Source organism: Lysobacter auxotrophicus (assembly GCF_027924565.1).
Classification (GTDB): Bacteria; Pseudomonadota; Gammaproteobacteria; order Xanthomonadales; family Xanthomonadaceae; genus Lysobacter_J; species Lysobacter_J auxotrophicus.
Genome location: NZ_AP027041.1, coordinates 4,076,499 through 4,097,448, shown reverse-complemented (window position 1 = coordinate 4,097,448; position 20,950 = coordinate 4,076,499). Strand labels below are relative to the sequence as shown.

Below are 20,950 nucleotides of genomic sequence, written 5' to 3'. Positions count from 1 at the left end.
ACGACCCCGCGACAAGGAGCCGCCCATGAACCTGTTCCGCAACGTGCTGTTCTGGATCGTGCTGGCGCTGGTCGGCGCGCTCGTCGCGCAGTTGCTGGTGCTCGATCCGGGCTACGTGCTCGTGCGCTACGGCGGCAACGACTACACCACCAACGTGCCGAAGGCGATCGCGTTGCTGGTGGTCGCGATTGCGCTGCTGTGGGTGGTGTGGAAACTGGCGACGCTGCCGTTCGTGGCGATGCGCCGGCACCGCGCCCGGCAATCGCGCGCGCGACTGATCGACGGCTTCGACGCCGTGCATCGCGGCGAATGGAGCCGCGCGGAAAAGCTGCTCGAGCAGGCCGCGCAGGAACCCGACGCGCTCGCCGTCGGCCGCATCGGTGCCGCGCGCGCGGCGTGGGCGCGTGGCGATGAAGCCGCGGCACGCGCGCATCTGAGCGCGATCGGCACGGCGAATCCCGCATCGCGCGCCATCGCCGACGCCGAATTCGCGATGACGCAGGGCCGCGCGAGCGACGCGTTGTCCATCCTCGACGCGCCCTCCGCCACGCCGCTGCCGCCGCGCGGGCTGGTGCTGCGTGGCGAGGCCCTTGCCTCGCTCGGTCGCAGTGGCGAGGCGTACGGCACGCTGGGCGCGTTGCGCCAGCAGCAGGCGTTGTCAGACGAGCGCCTTGGCGCGCTGGAAGCGCAATGGGCTGCGGCGTCGCTGCGCGAAGCGGCCGACGCGAACGTGCTGGCCGATCGCTGGGAAGCGCTGCCCAAGCCGCTACGCAACGATCCCGCCACCGTCGCCGCCTACGCCGAACGCGCCGCCGCGATGCGCTGGGACGAAGCGGCGGCGAAAAGCATCGAGCAGGCGCTGGACGCGCGCTGGGACGAATCGCTGGCCGCGCTGTACGGCCGCCTGCCGGTGAACCGCTACGAGCACCGTCGCGCGACCGCCGAACGCTGGCTGCAGGCGCATCCGGCGAGCCCCGCGCTGCTGCTCACGCTGGCCCGCCTGACGCGTGCGCAGGGCCAGTGGCCGCAGTCGGAGCAGTACCTGCACCGCGCGCTGGCGCAGGGCGCCAACAGCGAAGCGTGGGAAGAACTCGGCGACGGTTTCGTGATCGGCGGGGAAGAGAAGCTCGCGCGCCACTGCTACGCCAACGCGCTGCGTGCCGCGCGCGGCGAAGCGACGCAGCCGCTGCCCGGGCGCGACATGCGGCAGACGATCTTCGACCAGGCGGTGGTGGAAGAGCGCGACGCGCACGGCGTCCCGCGGCTGCGCGAGTAACGCGACACCGCCGCTCCTGCAGCCCGGGCAAGCGACGCGCCCCCGGGTGAACGTTGACGGCGTCCCGGGTGCGCTTCGCTCACCCGGGCTACAACCGCCAAACGGCGCCGCTCACCGCGCCCGATAGAACGCCGGCAACGTCGAAAGGAACTCATCGCCCGCGCCGCGGAAGCGCGTGTAGTTCTCGCCGATGCGCGTCACCACCAGCAGGCGGGACCCGAGGATGCCGACGATCACGCTCGCAACGATCACGCCCAGCCCTGCGAGCGACAACGGAACCAGCTCGCGCGCCGCGCCCACGCCGATCGCAAGCACGCCCAGTAACGCGCCGCCGAAGGCGATCGCCAGGCTCGCGCGCCGGCGCTGCCGGTGGCGCGCGCACAGGCCCAGCGTCACCGGCGTGCGACGACGCACGAACACCGCGATGACGAGATAGAGCAGCAGCCCGAGGAACACCACCAGGTACAGCGCCGGGTGGTGCCAGTAGAAACGCGCGTGGCGCATCGGCAATTCGGCCGGCTCGTTGCACTTGATGCAGCGGCCGGGCAGCGTGCAGCCGGGACGCACCACCAGGTCCTTGCCGTCGCGCCAGCAGTCGCCACCGACTTCCGCGGACAGCGCTTCGCTCAGCCGCGACATGGGCGGCTGGTACGGATTCAACGTCCCCATCGATTTCCCCTTCGAAAACCGCAGTGCCAGCGCACACGCCCGCTGGGAGCGTTCGCGGACCTTCCTGCCGGCGGTGTCCCCACACCGCCCGGTCCGCGTGCCGATCCTAGGGGGAGTGCGAACTGCGTTCCAGTTTTCGGGGGTGCCGTTCGTCGGAGCCCGACGAACGGACGGCGCGCGTCGGAGCCGACGAACGGAGACGCGTTCTAGAGCGACGAACCGCTCGCGAACGTCAGCGTTCGAGGATCGCCACCACGCCCATGCCGCCTGCGGTGCAGATCGACACCAGGCAGCGGCCGCCGCCGCGCTGCTTCAACTCCTTCGCGGCCGTGGCGACGATGCGCGCGCCGGTCGCGGCGAACGGGTGCCCCGCCGCCAGCGACGAGCCGTTCGGGTTGATCCTGGCCACGTCGATGCGGCCCATCGGCGCGTCCAGGCCCAGGCGGCCCTTGCAGTAGTCCTCGCTCTCCCACGCGCGCAGCGTGCACAGCACCTGCGCGGCGAAGGCTTCGTGGATCTCGTAGAAGTCGAAGTCCTGCAGCGTCAGGCCGTTGCGCTTCAGCATCTCCGGCACCGCGACCGTCGGCGCCATCAGCAGGCCTTCGCCGTGCACGAAGTCGACCGCGGCGACCTGCGCGTCGCGCAGGTAGCACAGCGGTTCCAGCCCGTGCGAGCGCGCCCATTCGTCCGAGGACAGCAGGCACGCCGCCGCGCCGTCGGTGAGCGGCGTCGAATTGCCCGCGGTGAGCGTGCCGCGGCCGGAGGTCTTGTCGAAGGCCGGCTTCAGCGAGGCCAGTTTTTCCAGCGTGCTGTCGGCGCGCAGGATGTTGTCGCGCGCGACGCCGCGGAAGCTCACGACCAGGTCGTTGAAGAAGCCGCGCTCGTACGCCGCGGCGAGCTTGAGGTGCGAGGACAGCGCCCATTCGTCCTGCGAATCGCGCGAGATGTTCCACTGCTTGGCCATGTCCTCGCAGTGCTCGCCCATCGACTTGCCGGTGCGCGGTTCGGCCACGCCGGGGAACTCCGGCTTGAGTTCGCGCAGGTGGAAGCCCTTGAACGCCGACAGCTTGTCGCGCGGCGTCTTGGCGCGCGCGGCTTCCAGCAGGCGGTGGCGCAGCTTGCGGCCGTAGACGATCGGCACGTCGGAGGTCGTGTCCGACCCGCCGCCCACGCCGACGTCGATCTGCCCGGCGGCGATCTTGTTGCCAATGGTGATGATCGAATCCAGCGACGTGCCGCACGCGCGCTGCAGCGTGATGCCCGGCGTCAGCGGCGACAGACCCGACGACAGCGCGGCTTCGCGGCCGAGGTTCCAGTCGCTGGAGTGCTTGATCACCGCGCCCATCGCGACTTCGCCCAGCTGCTGGCCGTGCAGGCCGAACTTCTCGACCAGCGCGCCGAGCGTGCGCACGGACATGCCGAGGTTCCCGACGTCCGAATAGGCGGTGTTCTGGCGGCAGAACGGGATTCGGACGCCGCCGAGCACGGCAACGGGACGGGCAGGACGCATCGCTACACCTCGCGAAAAACTCGGATAGGGGGAAGTCGCCGGGGCCTTTACACCCGGGCGGGCATAATGGCTCCGAAGTGTACCGCCGCCTCCCGCGGGCGACCACACGCCACCGTATCCTCGATACCGGAAGCCATGAATCCAGCGCAGATCGCCATGCCCACGCCCCCCGCCAGCCTCCACGTCCTCGGGGCGCTCGCCCTGGAACTGCGCGGCGACGCGCCGGTGCACCGGCAGGCGCTGGCGCAGGCCGAAGTGGGCGCGCTCGCGGAGCTGATCGCGGCCGATCTCGCCCGTTTCGCTCCGGAAGCCGCCTCGCTGGACCTCATCACCGTGGGCGCGCATTACGACCCGGTCGAACTGTTGCGCCCGGGCTGGCCGCTGCATCGCGAACTCGACCAGCTCGCCGCCCGTGCCCCGCGCGCCGGCGTCGCGCCGGAGGCGGGGCGCGTCATCGCCTTCGGTGCGCACGAAGCGCAGCTTCCCGGCGCGCTATCGCCGTCGACCGACCACCTCGGCGGCCCATTCCGCCTCGTGCCCTTCGTGCTGGGCGGCAGCGAAGCCGTCGCCGCGCGAGTGGGCGAGGCGTTCGAACGCGAGCTGCTGGAGCGCGGCATGGCCGGCGCGGCGACCGCGCTGGCCGCGCAGCAGGCGTTCGGCGTGCAGGTCGAACACGCGCGCTATCTCACGGTGCACGACCTCGCCGCGATGATGGCCATGCAGTACGACCACGCCGGCCTCGCCGAACTGTGGCCGCTGCTGGAAACCGCACTGCTGCAGCCCGAAGGCGAACACTGGCTCGACGCTCCGCCGGAACCGCTGGTGCACTACGCCGAAGGCGAGGCGCGCATTGCGATGTTCGAACCGCGCGCGTGGAAGACGCGCTACGCGACCGAAGCGCCGTGCGACACACCCGAATGCCGCGCGCGGCTTGAACAGCAGCACCGTCATTTCCAGGCGCGGCAGCGGCAGATCGCCGCGGTGCTGGGGGCGCATGGCATTCCGGTGAACTTCGTGCATTGCACGGACGAGGGGCGCGCGGCGTTGGCGTGATAGAGACGGAAGTCCTTTCTGATCGTCATCCCGGCGAAGGCCGGGACCCAGGCCCGTAACACTGCGGACCCAGGACCGTAACGCTGCGGCGCTCTGTTGCCGGTGACCCACCCCACCGTCATTCCAGCGAAGGCTGGAACCCATTTGCTGTTGCAGTTGCTGTTGCTGTTGCTGTTGCTGTGGCAGTGGCAGTGGCAGTGGCAGTGGCAGTGGCAGTGGCAGTGGCAGTGGCTGTGGCTGTGGCGGTTGTGATTGCAGTTGCTTCACTGTGGTTCTCGCCGCTCGCCCCCGCTCTTGATCGTCATCCCCGCGAGGCGGGGATCCAGGGACGTTCCACGCGTTCCCGTAATCCTTCAACTCTGAAGAAGAATCACCATCACGAGCAAAGCGCCGCGCGTTTGTAGCCCGGGTAAGCGAAGCGCACCCGGGACGCGATCACCTTCCCATCCCGGATGCGCTTCGCTTACCGGAACTACACGAGCAGATGGGTTCCAGCTTTCGCTGGAATGACGGTGATTTGGTTCACCGGCGCCAGAGTGCCCGTGCGTTACGGGCCTGGATCCCGGCCTTCGCCGGGATGACGACGCTCAGGAATAAAGGTCGTACCTTGCGGACCGGCAATAACCCGAATGCGCTTCGGTTTCCCGAGCTACACATGCAGATGGGTTCCAGCTTTCGCTGGAATGACGGTGATTTGGTCAACACCGCTCAGCCCAGCAGCAACCGTGCGATCCCCGCCGCCGCCTCGCGGCCTTCGTACGCCGCGGTCACGACGAGGTCCGCCCCGCGCACGCCATCGCCGCCGGCGAACACACGCGGGTTCGTCGTCTGGAACGGCAGCGCCGCGGCTTCGCGGGAGGCACGCCGCGACGCGCACCCCGAGGCCGGCTGCGTCACGCGGATGCGCCCGTTCCGTTCCAGCTCGATGCCGTGCGCCGACAGCCATTGCGGCGGATCGGGCTGGAAGCCGAAGGCGATGATCACCACGTCGGCGGCCAGCACCGATTCGCTACCGGGCACGATCTCCGCATTGCGGCGACCCAGTGCATCCGGTTCACCCAGCCGCGTTTCGGCGACGCGCACGCCGGTGACCTCGCCGTCCTCACCGAGCAACGCCAGCGGTTGGCGGTTGAAGAGGAACTGCACGCCTTCCTCGCGCGCGTTGGCGACTTCGCGCGCCGAGCCGGGCATGTTCGCTTCGTCGCGACGGTACGCGCACGTCACGCGCGAGGCACCCAAACGCACCGCGCTGCGCACGCAATCCATGCCGGTGTCGCCACCGCCGAGCACCACCACGCGCTTGCCGTGCAGCTCCGGGAGCGCGACGCGGTCTTCCCAGCCGGCAATCGGCTTGCCCTGCGCTTCGTCGTCGCCGTGCACCAGCCGCCCGTTGTGCACCAGGAACGGCAGCGCCGGCAGCACTCCCGTCAGGTCCTGCCCGGGCAATCCGCCGTCGGTATAGCGGTAGCTGCCCAAGCCCAGGAACACCGCGTCGAACTGCGCGAGAAGATCATCGAGCCCGATATCGCGGCCGATCTCCACGCCGAGACGGAACTGCACGCCCATGCTTTCGAGCACGTCGCGACGCGTCGCCAGCACCGACTTCTCCAGCTTGAAACTGGGAATGCCGAAGTGGAGCAGGCCGCCGATCTGTTCGTAGCGATCGAACACCACCGCCTCGATGCCCGCGCGCGCGAGTCGATCGGCGCACGACAGGCCCGCAGGGCCCGCGCCGATCACCGCGACACGCTTGCCGGTGGATGCGACTTTCGAAAGGTCCGGCCGCCAACCGTCCGCGAGTGCGCGGTCGGCGATGTACTTCTCCACCGCGCCGATGGTCACTGCGCCGAAGCCGTCGTTGAGCGTGCAACTGCCTTCGCACAGGCGATCCTGCGGGCACACGCGGCCGCAGATTTCCGGTAGTGGATTGGTTTCGTGCGCGAGCGTCGCGGCCTCGTTGATGCGGCCTTCGCGCGCGAGTTCCAGCCAGTTCGGGATGTAGTTGTGCAGCGGGCATTTCCAGCTGCAGTACGGGTTGCCGCAGTCCAGGCAGCGGCTGGCCTGGTGCTTGGCCTCGGCTTCGCCGAAGCGGCCGTAGAGTTCGCCCCAGTCGCCGCCGCGGCGCAGTTCCAGTGGAATGCGCGACGGCATCTGCCGGGGCGTCTCGCGAAAGGCGAACACGGGCCGGCTTCCTTTAAGCATGTTGCTGTCCATCTTGCTCACATCGCACTCCGGTACTCGACTGGCGCCCCTGCACGCAGGGGCGAGGAGCGACGCTTGCGCGCCATGGCGCGCCTCGTGATGAACGCCTGCACGCGCGGGCAAAAGCGCTGGGTCGATGGACGCATCACGCGGCCCTCCGCAGATTCTCCGCCAGCGACTCCAGGCTCGCCGCCTTCGGTTTCACCAGCCAGAACTTGCCGAGGAAGTCGCGCATCTCGTCGAGGATCTTCCGCGCCCACACGCTGCCGGTGAGCTGCACGTGCGTTTCCAGCAGCTCGCGCAGGTGCGAGCGATGGTTCTCGAAACCATCGGAGGCGATGCGCAGGATGTCGATGAGCTCGTGGTTGTAGCGATCGACGAAATCGCGCTCGGTGTCGAGCACGTACGCCATGCCGCCGGTGAAGCCCGCGCCGAAGTTCAGGCCCGTGCGGCCGAGCACCGCGACCACGCCGCCGGTCATGTACTCGCAGCAGTGATCGCCGGCGCCTTCCACCACTGCCGTCGCGCCGGAGTTGCGCACGCCGAAGCGCTCGCCCGCGCGGCCGGCCGCGTACAACTCGCCGCCCGTCGCGCCGTACAGGCAGGTGTTGCCGATGATCGGCGTCTCGTGCGCGGTGAAGCGCGCGCCCATCGGCGGCCGGATCACGATGCGTCCGCCCGCCATGCCCTTGCCGACGTAATCGTTGGCCTCGCCATGCAGTTCGAATTGCAGGCCGCCCGCGGTGAACGCGCCGAAACTCTGGCCGGCGGTGCCGTCGAAGCGCAGCGAAATCGGCACGTCGCTCATGCCGCGATCGCCATGCAGTCGCGCGATGCGACCGGACAACCGCGCGCCGATGCTGCGATCGGTGTTGCGGATCGTGTACGTGTACGCACCGCCGCGCTTGCTCGCGATGGGCTCGGCGAGATCGACGTCGAGTTGCGCGGCAAGCCCCGTGGCATCCGCCGACGGCTGCGGCACGCCGCAGTGTCCGCCATGCGCGAGGCCGTTGCCGGCGAGCAGCGGCGCCAGGTCGAGACGGTGCTGCCGCTCGCCATCGCCTTCCAACTGCTTCAGCAGATCGGTGCGGCCGACGAGTTCGCCCAGCGACGCAACGCCCAGCTGCGCGAGCCACACGCGCACTTCCTCGGCGAGCAGGCGGAAGAAGTTCTCCACGCGATCGGGCAGGCCGGTGAAGTGGTCGCGGCGCAGCGCGTCGTCCTGCGTCGCCACGCCCGTCGCGCAGTTGTTGAGATGGCAGATGCGCAGGTATTTGCAGCCCAATGCGATCATCGGCGCCGTGCCGAAGCCGAAGCTTTCCGCGCCGAGCAGCGCGGCTTTCACCACGTCGAGGCCGCTCTTCAGCCCGCCGTCGGTCTGCAGGATCACGCGCTCGCGCAGGTCATTGGACACCAGCGCCTGCCGCGCTTCGGACAACCCCAGCTCCCACGGCGTGCCGGCGTAGCGGATTGACGAGATCGGGCTCGCGCCCGTGCCGCCGTCGTGGCCGGAAATCGTGATCAGGTCCGCGCCGGCCTTCGCGACGCCCGTGGCGATCGTGCCCACGCCCGCATGCGACACAAGCTTCACGGACACCAGCGCCTGCGGATTGACCTGCTTGAGGTCGAAGATCAGCTGCGCGAGGTCTTCGATCGAATAGATGTCGTGGTGCGGCGGCGGCGAAATCAGCCCGATGCCCGGCATCGCGTAGCGCAGGCGCGCGATGAGTTCGTTGACCTTGTGGCCCGGCAGCTGACCGCCCTCGCCGGGCTTGGCGCCCTGCGCGACCTTGATCTGCAGCACTTCCGCGTTGACCAGGTATTCGGGCGTGACGCCAAAACGGCCCGATGCGATCTGCTTGATCTTCGAGACCTTGTCCGTGCCGTAACGCGCCGGATCCTCGCCGCCTTCGCCGGAATTGCTGCGCCCGCCGAGCCGGTTCATCGCGATCGCCAGCGCTTCGTGCGCTTCCGGCGACAGCGCGCCCAGGCTCATCGCGGCCGAATCGAAGCGGCGCACGATGGCCGACACGGGTTCGACGTCCTCGAGCGCAATCGCGCTCGCGTTCGACGTGTCGACCTCGAGCAGGTCGCGCAGCGCGGCGGTCGGGCGCTCGTTCACCGCGGCCGCGTAGCGCAGCCAGTCGTTCCAGTCGCCGGTGGAGACCGCGCGCTGCAGGTTCATCACGACGTCGGGGTTGAACAGGTGGTATTCGCCGCCAGGCGTGTATTTCAGCAGGCCGCCGATGTTCGGAAGCGCGTTCGCGTTCCATGCATGGTCGGCGAGCGCCTGCGCGTCGTCCTGCAATTCCGCGAACCCCGCGCCGCCGATGCGCGACGGCGTGCCGGCGAAACACAGGTCGACCACTTCGCGATCCAGCCCGACGATCTCGAACAGCCGCGCGCCGCGGTAGCTGCCGATGGTGCTGATGCCCATCTTCGAGATGATCTTCAGCAGGCCCTTCTTGATGCCGCGCCGGTAGCTGCGGCCGATCTCCGCGACCTGCCCGTGCTTGGTCTTGAGGATGCCGCGCACGCCCAGGTCGTGCAGCGTCTGGTACGCGAGGTACGGGTACACCGCCGTCGCGCCGACACCGATCAGGCACGCGAAATGATGCGGATCGCGCGCGGTGCCGGTTTCGATGATGAGGTTGGATTCGCAACGCAACCCCGCCCGCACCAGGTGCTGGTGCACCGCGCCCGTGGCGAGCAGCGCGTGCGCCATCAGGCGGCCTTCGACCGGGTAGCGATCGCTCAGCACCAGCAGCACCTTGCCTTCGCGCGTCGCGGCTTCGGCTTCGACGCAGATGCGCTCCAGCGCCGCCTTGAGGCCTTCTTCGGGCGCGTAATGCAGGTGGATCAGCGCGTGCGCGTGCTCGTACTGCTCCATCGCCAGCATCTGCCGCAACTTGCGCTGCGACAGCACGGGCGAATTCAGATGGATGTGGTCGACGTTGCCGGGGCCGTCGACGAAGACGTTGCCCTCGCGGCCGAGCTGCGTCGCCAGCGACATCACGCAGTCCTCGCGCAGCGGGTCGATCGGCGGGTTGGTCACCTGCGCGAACGCCTGGCGGAACTGGTCGTACAGCGGGCGCACCTGCTGGCTCAGCACCGCCATCGGCACGTCGTCGCCCATCGAACCGACCGCTTCCTGCTCGGTCTCCGCCAGCGGGCGCAGCACCTGCTCGCGCTCCTCGCGTGTGAGCTGGAACAGCTTCTGGAAGCGCGTCAGCGTCTCGGTGTCGAACGGTTCGGCGGCAAGCGCCGGATCGATCAGCTCGGTCTGCAGGTAGGTCATGCCCTGCTTGAGCCAGCGCTTGTACGGCGCGCGCGCGCGGTTGATGCGGTCGATCGCGTCCGAATCGAGCACCTCGCCGAGGTACAGGTCGACCGCGATCATCTCGCCGGGGCCGAGTTTGCCCTTGGCCTCGATCTCCTCCGCCGGGCGCTCCCACACGCCGGCTTCCGACGCGATGAGGAAATGCCGGTCGCGCGTGCGCATCCAGCGTGCCGGGCGCAGGCCGTTGCGGTCGAGCGTGCACGCGGCATAGCGGCCATCGACGGTCACGATGCCCGCCGGGCCGTCCCACGGCTCGGTGTTGAGCGCGTAGTACTCGTAGAACGCGGCCAGATCCGCATCCTTGTATTCCAGCGACTGCGTCGCCGGCGGGATCAGGATGCGCATCGCCTTCAGCAGGTCCATGCCGCCGGCCTGCAGCAGCTCGAGCATGTTGTCGAGCGATTGCGAATCCGAGCCGTCCATCGTGATGACCGGATCGAACTCGGTCAGCTCCAGGGTCGGCGTGCGCCACACGTGCGCGCGCGCCTGCGCCCACGCACGGTTGCCGGAAATCGTGTTGATCTCGCCGTTGTGCGCGAGCAGGCGGAACGGCTGCGCAAGCGGCCAGCGCGGCGTGGTGTTGGTCGAGAAACGCTGGTGGAACACGACCACGCTTGCGGCGAGGTCGCTGCGTTGCAGGTCCGGATACAGCTGCGACAGCCGGTTCGGCAGCACCATGCCCTTGTAGCCGATGCTCGCGGTGGACAGGCTGACGACGTAGAAGTCGGGAAGATCGCGCAGGCGCTGCTCGGCGCGGCGGCGCGCGAGGAACAGCGAACGCTGGAAGCTGGCGGCGTCGAACGCGCCCGCGGGCTTCACGAAGAGCTGTTGGATGCGCGGCATCGTGCGCTTTGCGAGTTCGCCGCAGGCGTCCAGATCGACCGGCACCTTGCGCCAGCCGGCGACTTCCACGCGTTCGCGCTGGAGCTGCGTGGCGAACTCGTCCTTCGCGCGCGCGGCATCGCCTTCGTCATGCGGCAGGAACACCAGGCCCGAGGCGTAATGCGCGCCCAGCGCGATGTTCGACTCGCGTGCCAGCGCGCGCAGGAAGGCATCCGGTTGCCGGATCAGCAGGCCGCAACCGTCGCCGCTGAGGCCGTCCGCCGCGATGCCGCCGCGATGCGTCATGCGCACCAGCGCCTCGATCGCGCGATCGACGATGGCGCGGCTGGGCGCATCGTCGAGCTGCGCGATCAGGCCGAAGCCGCACGCATCGCGCTCGTCGCGCGGGTCGTAGAGGCCGACGGGATCGGGACGGACCTGCTGCTGCATCGTCGCTCCATCGCGGATTTCACCGCTGGGTTGCTGTGCGAAACACGACAACGAACCTGGCAAACGCACTCTCGAGGCCAGGATTGCGGCGACGACGAAGGCGGTCCGCTTGCGCGGTCCGGCCTGCCTCACCACCCTGGTTCAACCGACTAAATCACACTTTGTGCGCTGCGGCAATTTGTCTTCGGCGATACCGTCGGAATCGCGCGTGCAGGTGTTCAAGTGCCTGATCGCGCGGAGAAAAGTGCGCGACATGCGCAAGCGTTTGGTAACGGGTGAAACCATTCGCGCAAGCGGTGCGCGCGATGCTTTGGTAGCCCGGGTAAGGCCGGAGGCCGCACCCGGGGAACTCGCGTCATGGGCGTGCGGACGCAAGTCCCGGGTGCGCTTCGCTTACCCGGGCTACAAGAGCGGCGAGCGGAGGAAGGAGAAATCGAAGCGCTAAACTTCCCGCCTTTCCCCGAACCCACCCGGCCCCCGTGACCGACACCGCTCCCGCAGGGGCGCGCCGCCGCGCCGCGCTCGTCTTCATCTTCATCACGATCCTGATCGACGTGCTGTCGTTCGGGCTCATCATCCCGGTGCTGCCGCACCTGATCGAGCAGTTCGCCGGCGGCGACACCGCGCACGCGGCGTACTGGGTGGCGGCGTTCGGCTTCCTGTTCGCCGGCATCCAGTTCGTGACCTCGCCGATCCAGGGCGCGCTGTCGGACCGCTTCGGCCGCCGGCCGGTGATCCTGCTGTCGTGCCTGGGCCTCGGGCTCGACTTCGTGTTCATGGCGCTCGCGCCGTCGCTGACGTGGCTGCTGGTCGGCCGCATCATTTCGGGCATCACCTCGGCGAGCTTCACCACCGCCAACGCCTACGTCGCCGATGTCACGCCGCCCGACAAGCGCGCCAAGAGCTACGGCCTGCTCGGCGCCGCGTTCGGCGTGGGCTTCATCGTCGGGCCGCTGATCGGCGGTGCGCTGGGCGAAATCGACCTGCGCCTGCCGTTCTGGTTCGCGGCGGGGCTCGCGCTGCTGAACTTCTGCTACGGCCTGTTCGTGCTGCCCGAGTCGCTTCCGAAGGAACGCCGCAGCGCGCGTTTCGACTGGTCGCACGCGAACCCGATCGGTTCGCTCGGCCTGCTCAAGCGCTATCCGCAGGTGTTCGGCCTGGCGGCGGTGGTGTTCATCGCGAACCTCGCGCATTACGTGTACCCGAGCGTGTTCGTGCTGTTCGCCGACTACCAGTACCAGTGGGGCCCACGCGAGGTGAGCTACGTGCTGGCGGTTGTCGGCGTGCTCAACGTGATCGTGCAGGCGGGGCTGGTCGGCAAGGTGGTGCACGCGCTGGGCGAACGCCGCGCGCTGATCCTCGGCCTGACCTGCGGCGCGATCGGCTTCGGCATCTACGGCTTCGCGCACGTGGGCTGGGTGTTCCTCATCGGCTTGCCGATCTCGGCGATCTGGGGCCTCGCCGCGCCCTCGACGCAGGCGCTGATCACGCGCCAGGTCGGGCCGGAAGTGCAGGGGCGCATCCAGGGCGCGCTGATGAGCCTGGTGAGCTTGGCCGGCATCATCGGCCCGGTGGTGTTCGCCGGCAGCTTCGGCTACTTCATCGACGACCGCGCGCCGGTGCACCTGCCGGGCGCACCGTTCCTGATCGCGGGCGTCCTGCTGGCGGTCGCGGTGGGCATCGCATGGCGCTTCGCACGCACGCCGGCGGCCGCGCCTTCGGCGAGTGCGGTCGAGCCGGGGTAAGAGCCTACAAAGGCCGTCGTTAACGTCGGATTGGCGTGGACTTCACCGCCACTGGCGTGGCGCAGCACCACACTCGGGATTCCCGCGAAAACGAGGATCCCCGCCATGCCCAAGTGCGATACCTGCGGCAACGACTACGACAAGGCGTTCACCGTCACGATGCCGCACGGCAGCGGCACCTTCGATTCGTTCGAATGCGCGATCCACAAGCTCGCGCCGACGTGCGAGCACTGCGGCTGCCGCATCATCGGGCATGGCGCGGAACACGACGGCAAGTTCTATTGCTGCGCCAGTTGCGCCAAGCACTCGGGCATCACCGGCATCGACGACCGCATCTGACCTCGCGTGAAAGACGGGATCAGTCTTCCAGCGCGGTGAGCTTGTCGCCCGGGAACGGCAGCAGCGCCCAGAACGCGACGTCCGCGTGTGCCCACTCGAAGGCGGCTTCGTTGAGGATTTCCAGCAGGGTGTCGAAATCCGCGTGGTGGGCATCGCGCCAGTCGCTGGCGTTTTCGATCAGCCAGACGTAACCCGGCGCGGTGCGCCACGCCATGTCGCGCAGCGCGTCCGAAAGCGCGTCCCAGTTCGCGCCGAAATCGTCGGGAAAGCCGCCGGCCTTCGCCAGGCGCGACATCAGCCCGTCCTTGTCGGTGCAGCCGGCCAGGTCCACGCGCATCACGGCGAAATCGAGGCCTTGTGCCGTCTGCGCCATGGCGTCGGCGTCGCGCACATCGATGAAGTACGCGCCGCTGTGGTCGGGGTCGGCGAGGATGGTGCGCAGGTCGACGGCGCTCATGGTGTGTCCTTCGGCGCCCAGTCGAAGCGGCGGAAACTGCGGTAGTGGTCGGACGTGTACCAGTATTCGACCGGCGGATCGCCACCCGCGATGATCCGCCGCGCGCCGCGCGTGTCGCTTCCGGGCGTGGGCACGGTGTATTCGCGGTAGTAGCCGCGCGGCTGCCGGGGCAGGCGGCCTTCGCGGTTCTGGAACACGCTGCCGTCCTGCCGGTACGGATGCGCCGCGCCGCTGGCGATGCGGTCGAGCACCGCATGCGCCTCGACCGGCAGGAACGCCGGATACCCGACCTGCTCCGCGCGCTGCGCGGTGATGGGCGGGGCATCGGCGGGACGCAGCTCGCCGTCGCCGGCGCGCCGGGTCCACGCCCACAGGCCGACCAGCGCGACGAGCGCGACCAGCCAGATCGAATGCGAGCGGCGCATGGCGGCCGATCAGTGCGCGACGCGTCAGCCGCAGCGGATGCCGGTGATCGCACCGCGGTCGTTGACGTCGACGTTCACCCGGTCTTCCCGGAAATCCATCGTCGCCATCTGGCCCGGACGCAGCACGCGCGCGTCGCGGCTGCCCGTGCCCTGCAGGATGCGGTTGACGACGTCGTCGTTGACGGCCGAACCGATCGCCCAGCGCGCGCCTTCGGCGTTGCACTTGCCCGTGGGAACCGAAGGCCCGCCGGCCACCGGCTTCGGCGAGGACGCACAGCCGGCAAGCGATGCGGCGGCGAGGACGGTCAGGCACAGGATGCTGCGGTTCATGGCGTTGCTCCTTGTCGAAGGGATGCGGCGCACCGTGCGCCGGGACGCGTGTTCAGGGTGTAAAGGATAGCGGCCCTTTCTGCTCCCTCCCCTGCGAATGCAGGGGAGGGTTGGGGAGGGGTTAACGGGCGAACGGGCGCTCACGCAACGAGTGCGGCGCCCGTGGTCTGCGATTGCATTGATGCATCGCTCGCCCCGCCCCTCACCCCAACCCCTCTCCCAGTGGGAGAGGGGCTCAAAGCAGGGAGAGGGGCTCACTGACGCGAGAACTCCGCCTCCAGAATCGAATACCCCGCATCGACCATCCCCAGCGCCTCGTAGGTCTTCTGCGCGTTCGCGTTCTCGCGTTCGACGTACAGGCGCAGGCCGACCACGCCGGGCGTGTCGCGCGCGAGTTGTTCGACGTGGCGATACAGCGCGGTGAATACGCCCATGCGGCGGAACTGCGGCGGCACGTACACGCTCTGGATCCACCACCAGTCGCCGTTGCGCCAGTCGCTCCATTCGCGCGTGAGCATCAACGTGCCGGCCGGCGCGGCGATGGTTTCGCGCCCGGCGACGGGCGATTCGTGCATCGCGATGAAATAGCGCGCCTTCGCCGGATCGGCGATGCCGGCCTCGACGCCGGCGCGCACGGTCTTCGCGTCGAGCTGCTTGTGCTCGGTTTCCTGCGCCATCGCGACGGCCCATTGCGCGAGCAGGTCGCGGTCGTGGGCGTGCGCGGCGCGGATGCGGAGTTGGGACATGGCGTCAGGGCGTGCCGATCAACGCGTAACCGTGATGACGCCGCACGCGACGCGCCCGCCCGCATTGCCCGTGGGCTGCGTGCGGTAGTCGTCGGCCGCGGCATGGACGATCACCGCTTTGCCGGCGACGTCGTTCGCCGCGCCGCCGCCCAGCGTCACGCCTTCAGCGTGCTGGTTCACCTGCGCGACGCCTTCGGCGTTGGCGACCAGGTTGTCCATGTCGCCGCCGTGGTGCGCGCCGCTGCCGACCTTGCCGTGCGGCTGCGCGGACGGGTTGAAGTGGCCGCCGGCGCTGCTCGCATCGGCCGCGCTGCAGTCGCCCTTCTCGTGGATGTGGATCGCGTGCGTGCTGCCCGGCGACAGTCCGCCGATTTCGCCCGTCAGGTGCACGCCGTTGCCCATCGGCACGACGGTCAGCTTGCCGCTCACCAGGCTGCCGGACGCCGAGGCGAGGTTCACCGTCGCCGACTTCGCGGTGGACTTCGCGGCCGGCGCGCTCGGCGTCGCGGTCGTGGTCGATTCGGCCGGTGCGGTCGACTTCGTGGGCGAGGACGAGCTGCACGCCGACAGCGCGAGCACAGACGCGGCGAGCAGGACGGGGGTGAGGGCGGTCTTCATCGGCTTCTCCTTGCGAAAACGGACAACGGTGTCTATCGGCTTTGCTCCTCCCGTTGCGGGCGGAGCGCCCCGGTCGGGGCGGAAGCGGGTGTCGGTCCGGCAGGCTAGCCGCGCCGCGGTAGGCCGCCGGTGAATGGCGCCGGTCACGACGGCCGACGCCTTCCCGGCCCGAGCTTGCGCGTGAGCGTGTTGCGCCCGAGCCCCAGCCGCGCCGCCGCCTCGGTGCGTCGCCCGCCGGTGTGCTCCAGCGCCGCATCGAACAGCGCGCGTTCGAACCGTTCGCGCGCCTGCGCGTGGATGTCGTCGCGGCCCAGTTCGAGCTGCGCGCGCGCCCACGCGGACAGGCGGCGATCCCAGTCATCATCGCCGGCGGCCTGCGGGTCGTCCTTGCCGGGCGTGGCCGCAAGCGCCTCGTCCAGGTCCTCGCGCGCGATGGTGTCGCCCGGCGCGAGCGCGGCCAGACGCCAGCACAGGTTCTCGAGCTGGCGCACGTTGCCCGGCCAGTCGTAGGCGATGAGCCGTTCCAGCGCGGCGGGCGAAAAACGCTTGGCCGGCGCATCGAACCGCGTCGCGGCCGCGAGCAGGAAGCGCTCGGCCAGGCGCGGCACGTCTTCGCGACGCTCGCGCAGCGCGGGCAGGCGCAGCCGCACGACGTCGAGGCGATGTAGCAGGTCGGCGCGAAACCGCCCGGCGTCCACCAGCGCTTCCAGATCCTGGTGCGTCGCCGCGATGACGCGCACGTCCACGCGGATCAGCTCGCGCCCGCCGACGCGGAAGAACTCGCCTTCGGCCAGCACGCGCAGCAATCGCGTCTGCAACGGCAGCGGCATGTCGCCGATTTCGTCCAGGAACAGCGTGCCGCCGTGCGCCTGTTCGAAGCGGCCGACATGGCGCCGCTGCGCGCCGGTGAAGGCGCCGGCTTCGTGGCCGAACAACTCGCTTTCCAGCAGTTCGGCCGGAATCGCCGCGGTATTGAGCGCGACGAACGGCGCCTGCGCGCGCGGCGATTCGCGATGCAGCGCCCGGGCGACCAGCTCCTTGCCGGTGCCGGTCTCGCCGGTGATCAGTACCGACAGCGGCGCCTGCGCGAGGCGGCCGATCGCGCGGAACAGGGTGCGCATCGCCGGCGCGTCGCCGACCAGCGCGTCGTCCTGCGTCGCGGCGTTCTCGCGCTGCGGCGGCGCGGCCGTCTCGCGCGTGGCGAGCGTGCGTGCGGCCAATTCGACCGCTTCGTCGAGGTCGAATGGCTTGGACAGGAATTCGTGTGCGCCACCACGGAACGCGCCGGCGGTGCTGGCGACGTCGGTGTAGGCGCTCATGACGATCACCGGCAGCTTCGGCGCCTGTGCCTTGAGCTTGTCGAGCAGCACCAGCCCGTCGTCGCCGGGCATGCGCACGTCGGTGAACAGCAGGTCCGGCGCGCCACGTTCGGCCAGCGCATCGAGCGCGTCGCGTGCGTTCTCGAAACCATCCACCCGGTAGCCCGCCTCGCGCAGCGCCGTGGCCAGCACGAAACGCACGCTGCGGTCGTCGTCGACCACCCACACGCGGGCATCGTTCGCGTTGAACGACGTCATTCGGGCGACTCCTCCACGTGCATCGGCAGCAGCAGGGTGAACACCGTGTGGCCCGGGCGCGAGCGGTAGGCGAGCGAGCCGCGATGCTCGCGCGCCACCTGCTGCGCGAGCGCCAGCCCGAGGCCGCTGCCTTCCGCGCGCCCCGACACCAGCGGCAGGAACAGGCGTTCGGTCAGTTCTTCCGGCACGCCGCGCCCGTCGTCGCTGATCTCCAGCCGCAGCGCGATGGGATGCACGGCGTCGGCGATGCGCACCGCGTGCTCCGCACGCGTGCGCAGGGTGACGTTCGCGGCGCCGGCTTCGATCGCGTTGCGCACCAGGTTCCACACCGCCTGCATCAGACGGTCGGCATCGCCGTCGAACTCGGGCAGGCTCGGGTCGTAATCGCGCACCAGCCGCACCGCCCAGCCGGCGTCGCTTTCGGCCAGCCGCAGCACGCGTTCGAGCACCGCATGGATGTTGAGCGGCGTGTGCGGCCGCGGCGGCGCGGGCGTGAGCAGGCGATCGACCAGCGCGGTGAGGCGCTCGACCTCCGAGCCGATCATCGCCACCAGTTCGCGCGAATCGCCCTGCGTATCCGCATCGAAGCGGCGCGCGAGCAACTGCGCGGCGCCCTTCAGGCCGGCAAGCGGGTTGCGCAGTTCGTGCGCGAGCCCCTTCAGCGACGCCGACAACGCCGACGGCAGCAGCAGCGCGGGATCGTCGCCGGGGAATTCGTCGACGGGATGCGCTTCGAGCAGCCAGCCGCCGTCCTCGCGCCGGCTCAGCCACACATCGGCGAAGCATTCCTCGCCGTCGGCGTAGCGCAGGCGACTGCGGCGCAGACGAAGCGGCGCGTCGGTGGCATCGAGCCGGCCCATCGCGTCGGCGAGGCGACCTTCGCCGCCGTCGAGCCCCGCGAGGGGCCACCCCATCAGGCGCCGGGCGCCGACGCCGAGCCATCGCGAGAACGCCGCGTTGCAGCCGACGATCGCGCCTTCCTCGTCGCTCCACGCGACCGGCGTGGTCAGCACGTCGAGCTCGGGGCGAAGGGTCTCGGGCGCGGGCGGGGTGGGCATTGCACCATGTTAGTGCAAGCAACCCGCGTGGCGGACAAGGGCCCGCGCTCACGTTCGCTTGCGATGGCCGTGCCGCCTTGGGACAAAATGACTTCAGCCCTTGGCTGCCCTAGACTCCTGTAAACGTTTTCACGGACCCCGCTGCATGTCATCTGCCCGCGTCGAAGCCCTTCTGGCCGCCATGACCCTGGAGGAAAAGGTCGGCCAGTTAGGCGTGTTCGCCGACATGGTCCGTCCCTTCAATCCCGACGTGAACCCGGAAACCAACGTCCGCAACGCCGACCAGGTGCTGGACGAGATCCGCGCCGGCCGCGTCGGTTCGCTGTTCAACGGCTTCGGCGTCGAAGCCGGGCGCCGGCTGCAGAAGGTCGCCGTCGAGGAAAGCCGCCTGGGCATCCCGGTGATCCTCGCCGCGGACGTGATCCACGGCATGAGGACCGTCTTCCCGATCCCGCTGGGCGAAGCGGCCAGCTTCGAGCCGGCACTCGCCGAGCGCACCGCGCGCGCGACCGCCATCGAGGCGACCGCCAGCGGCATCCACTGGACCTACGCGCCGTCGGTCGACATCGCGCGCGACCAGCGCTGGGGCCGCGGCGCGGAAAGCGCGGGCGAGGACACCTTCCTGTCGTGCGCCTTCGCCGCCGCGCGCGTGCGCGGGTTCCAGGGCGGCGACCTGCGTTCGCCCGACGCGCTGCTCGCCACGCCCAAGCACTTCGCCGCGTACGGCGCGGTGGCCGCGGGCATGGAGTACGCGACGGTCGACATCTCGCCGCAGACGCTGCGCGACGTGCACCTGCCGCCGTTCAAGGCGGCCATCGACGCCGGCGCGCTGGCGATCATGTCCTCGTTCAACGACATCAACGGCGTGCCCGCCTCGGCCAACCGCTGGCTGCTGAGCGACCTGCTGCGCGGCGAATGGAAATTCCAGGGCGTGGTCGTGTCCGATTACACCTCCGATATGGAGCTGATCGCGCACGGTTACGCCGAGGACGAACGCGACGCCACGCGCCGCGCGATCCTCGCCGGGCTCGACCTGAGCATGCAGAGCGGCTTCTACGCCGACCACCTCCCCGCGCTGGTCGAAAGCGGCGAGGTGCCGATCGAGCGCGTGGACGAGGCGGTGCGCCGCATGCTCACGCTGAAGGAAACCATCGGGCTGCTCGACGATCCGTACCGGTCGCTCGACCCCGGACGCGAAGCCGACCGCTCCTGGCTGGACGCGCACGACGCGCTGGCGCGTGAGGCGGCGCGGCGGTCGATCGTGCTGGCGAAGAACGACGGCGACCTGCTGCCGCTGCGCAGCGACGGCCAGCGCATCGCGCTGATCGGCCCGTTCGCGAGCGATCGCGACAACATCGAAGGCTGCTGGACGCTGTTCGGCGACAAGACGCGTTACGTGAGCTGGGAAGACGGCTTCCGCGCCGCGATGGCCGACGAATCGCGGCTCGACGTCGTCGCCGGCTGCGCGCCCGAAGCGCCGCTGCCGGGCGGTATCGAGGCGGCCGTCGCGGCGGCATCGCGCGCCGACGTCGTCGTGCTCGCGCTGGGCGAGCCGCAGAACTACAGCGGCGAAGCGCAATCGCGCGTGCAGATCACCCTTCCCGCCGCGCAGCAGGCGCTGGCCGACGCGTTGGCCGCCACCGGCAAGCCGGTGGTGGTGCTGCTGCGCAACGGCCGCGCGCTGGCGCTGGAAGGCGCGGTGCGCGAGGCCAACGCCGTGCTCGTCACATGGTTCCTCGGCACGCAGTCCGGCCACGCGGTGGCCGATGTCGTGTTCGGCGATTACAGCCCGTCGGCGCGCCTGCCGGTGAGTTTTCCGCAGGCGTCCGGCCAGCAGCCGTACTTCTACAACCACACGCGCACCGGCCGGCCCGAAACGCCGGAAATGTCCGAATTCAAGGCGCGCTGGCGCGAGATCCCGAACGAACCGCTGTACCCGTTCGGCCATGGGCTCACCTACAGCCGCTTCGAATACGGCGATGCGCAGCTGGGGACGAACGAACTCGCGTGGGGCGACACGCTGGAAGTGCGCGCCACGTTGACCAACGTCGGCACGCGCGCCGCCGAGGAAGTCGCGCAGCTGTACATCCACGACCGCGTCGCCAGCCGCGTGCGTCCCGTGCGCGAACTGCGCGGATTCCAGAAAGTGCGCCTTGAACCGGGCGAAAGCGTCACGGTCCGGTTCACGCTCGACCTCGATGCGTTGGCGTTCACCGGCGTGGACGGCGTGCGTCGCGCGGAGCCGGGCACGTTCGACGTATGGATCGCGCCGCACTGCAAGGCGGGCAAGGCCGCGTCGTTCAAGCTGGGGCCGATGCCGGGCTGACCGGCGT

The 20,950-nt window shown here is 69.7% G+C and carries 17 protein-coding genes; 6 read left to right on the top strand and 11 right to left on the bottom strand.

From position 1 onward, the window contains the following. The first annotated feature begins 25 nt into the window (after positions 1-25). Entirely contained in the window at positions 26-1,276 is a 1,251-nt protein-coding gene (locus tag LA521A_RS18635) for a heme biosynthesis HemY N-terminal domain-containing protein (RefSeq protein ID WP_281780315.1), read from the top strand. A gap of 111 nt (positions 1,277-1,387) precedes the next feature. On the opposite strand, the gene LA521A_RS18630 is transcribed toward LA521A_RS18635, so the two are convergent. Together LA521A_RS18630 and LA521A_RS18625 are read right to left on the bottom strand one after the other, a co-directional pair. Further along, the gene (locus LA521A_RS18630) at positions 1,388-1,915 is read right to left on the bottom strand and encodes a hypothetical protein (RefSeq protein WP_281780314.1); all 528 of its coding nucleotides are present in this window, start codon (positions 1,913-1,915) and stop codon (positions 1,388-1,390) included. Positions 1,916-2,177: 262 nt separating this feature from the next. Further along, positions 2,178-3,455 carry an acetyl-CoA C-acetyltransferase gene (locus tag LA521A_RS18625; protein WP_281780313.1) on the bottom strand — a complete coding sequence of 426 codons (1,278 nt, stop codon included), beginning with the start codon at positions 3,453-3,455 and terminating at the stop codon, positions 2,178-2,180. 156 nt (positions 3,456-3,611) lie between these two features. On the opposite strand from LA521A_RS18625, the gene LA521A_RS18620 reads away from it, so the two are divergent. After that, complete coding sequence (locus tag LA521A_RS18620) at positions 3,612-4,508, top strand: hypothetical protein (protein WP_281780312.1); 897 nt, start codon at positions 3,612-3,614, stop codon at positions 4,506-4,508. A gap of 708 nt (positions 4,509-5,216) precedes the next feature. On the opposite strand, the gene LA521A_RS18615 is transcribed toward LA521A_RS18620, so the two are convergent. Both LA521A_RS18615 and gltB read right to left on the bottom strand, forming a co-directional pair. Continuing rightward, positions 5,217-6,710: a glutamate synthase small subunit GltD family protein gene (locus tag LA521A_RS18615; RefSeq protein WP_281780311.1), complete on the bottom strand. Its 1,494-nt coding sequence runs from the start codon at positions 6,708-6,710 to the stop codon at positions 5,217-5,219. A 145-nt stretch (positions 6,711-6,855) separates the two neighbouring features. Further along, positions 6,856-11,322: a glutamate synthase large subunit gene (gene gltB / locus LA521A_RS18610; RefSeq protein WP_281780310.1), complete on the bottom strand. Its 4,467-nt coding sequence runs from the start codon at positions 11,320-11,322 to the stop codon at positions 6,856-6,858. A gap of 208 nt (positions 11,323-11,530) precedes the next feature. On the opposite strand from gltB, the gene LA521A_RS18605 reads away from it, so the two are divergent. The 3 genes from LA521A_RS18605 (at position 11,531) to LA521A_RS18595 (ending at position 13,406) form a co-directional block, all read left to right on the top strand. After that, positions 11,531-11,767: a hypothetical protein gene (locus LA521A_RS18605; RefSeq protein ID WP_281780309.1), complete on the top strand. Its 237-nt coding sequence runs from the start codon at positions 11,531-11,533 to the stop codon at positions 11,765-11,767. Between the two features lie 34 nt (positions 11,768-11,801). Then, positions 11,802-13,067 carry a TCR/Tet family MFS transporter gene (locus LA521A_RS18600; protein ID WP_281780308.1) on the top strand — a complete coding sequence of 422 codons (1,266 nt, stop codon included), beginning with the start codon at positions 11,802-11,804 and terminating at the stop codon, positions 13,065-13,067. A 105-nt stretch (positions 13,068-13,172) separates the two neighbouring features. Further along, positions 13,173-13,406 (top strand): metallothionein, encoded by a 234-nt coding sequence (locus LA521A_RS18595; RefSeq protein WP_206861993.1) that lies wholly within the window; start codon positions 13,173-13,175, stop codon positions 13,404-13,406. 19 nt (positions 13,407-13,425) lie between these two features. Here the strand turns inward: LA521A_RS18595 and LA521A_RS18590 are convergent, their stop codons facing one another. From LA521A_RS18590 to LA521A_RS18560, 7 genes are all read right to left on the bottom strand, one after another. Continuing rightward, positions 13,426-13,863 (bottom strand): barstar family protein, encoded by a 438-nt coding sequence (locus LA521A_RS18590; RefSeq protein WP_281780307.1) that lies wholly within the window; start codon positions 13,861-13,863, stop codon positions 13,426-13,428. Beyond that, on the bottom strand, positions 13,860-14,288 hold the full coding sequence (locus LA521A_RS18585) for a guanyl-specific ribonuclease (RefSeq protein WP_281780306.1): 429 nt from the start codon (positions 14,286-14,288) through the stop codon (positions 13,860-13,862). Before LA521A_RS18585 ends, LA521A_RS18590 begins: the two co-directional genes overlap by 4 nt. 24 nt (positions 14,289-14,312) lie before the next feature. After that, positions 14,313-14,618, bottom strand: coding sequence for an I78 family peptidase inhibitor (locus tag LA521A_RS18580; protein ID WP_281780305.1), 306 nt, complete (start codon positions 14,616-14,618; stop codon positions 14,313-14,315). Between the two features lie 254 nt (positions 14,619-14,872). Then, the gene (locus LA521A_RS18575) at positions 14,873-15,364 is read right to left on the bottom strand and encodes a GNAT family N-acetyltransferase (RefSeq protein ID WP_281780304.1); all 492 of its coding nucleotides are present in this window, start codon (positions 15,362-15,364) and stop codon (positions 14,873-14,875) included. Between the two features lie 18 nt (positions 15,365-15,382). Beyond that, positions 15,383-15,982: a superoxide dismutase family protein gene (locus tag LA521A_RS18570; protein WP_281780303.1), complete on the bottom strand. Its 600-nt coding sequence runs from the start codon at positions 15,980-15,982 to the stop codon at positions 15,383-15,385. Positions 15,983-16,125: 143 nt separating this feature from the next. Further along, entirely contained in the window at positions 16,126-17,559 is a 1,434-nt protein-coding gene (gene ntrC / locus LA521A_RS18565) for a nitrogen regulation protein NR(I) (RefSeq protein WP_281780302.1), read from the bottom strand. Next, on the bottom strand, positions 17,556-18,617 hold the full coding sequence (locus LA521A_RS18560; RefSeq protein WP_281780301.1) for a two-component system sensor histidine kinase NtrB: 1,062 nt from the start codon (positions 18,615-18,617) through the stop codon (positions 17,556-17,558). The genes ntrC and LA521A_RS18560 overlap by 4 nt, the downstream gene beginning before the upstream one ends. 145 nt (positions 18,618-18,762) lie before the next feature. Between LA521A_RS18560 and LA521A_RS18555 the strand changes: the two genes are divergently transcribed. Then, a complete protein-coding gene (locus LA521A_RS18555) occupies positions 18,763-20,943 on the top strand; it encodes a glycoside hydrolase family 3 N-terminal domain-containing protein (protein ID WP_281780300.1) in 2,181 nt (726 codons plus the stop codon). The last annotated feature ends 7 nt before the right edge of the window (positions 20,944-20,950 follow it).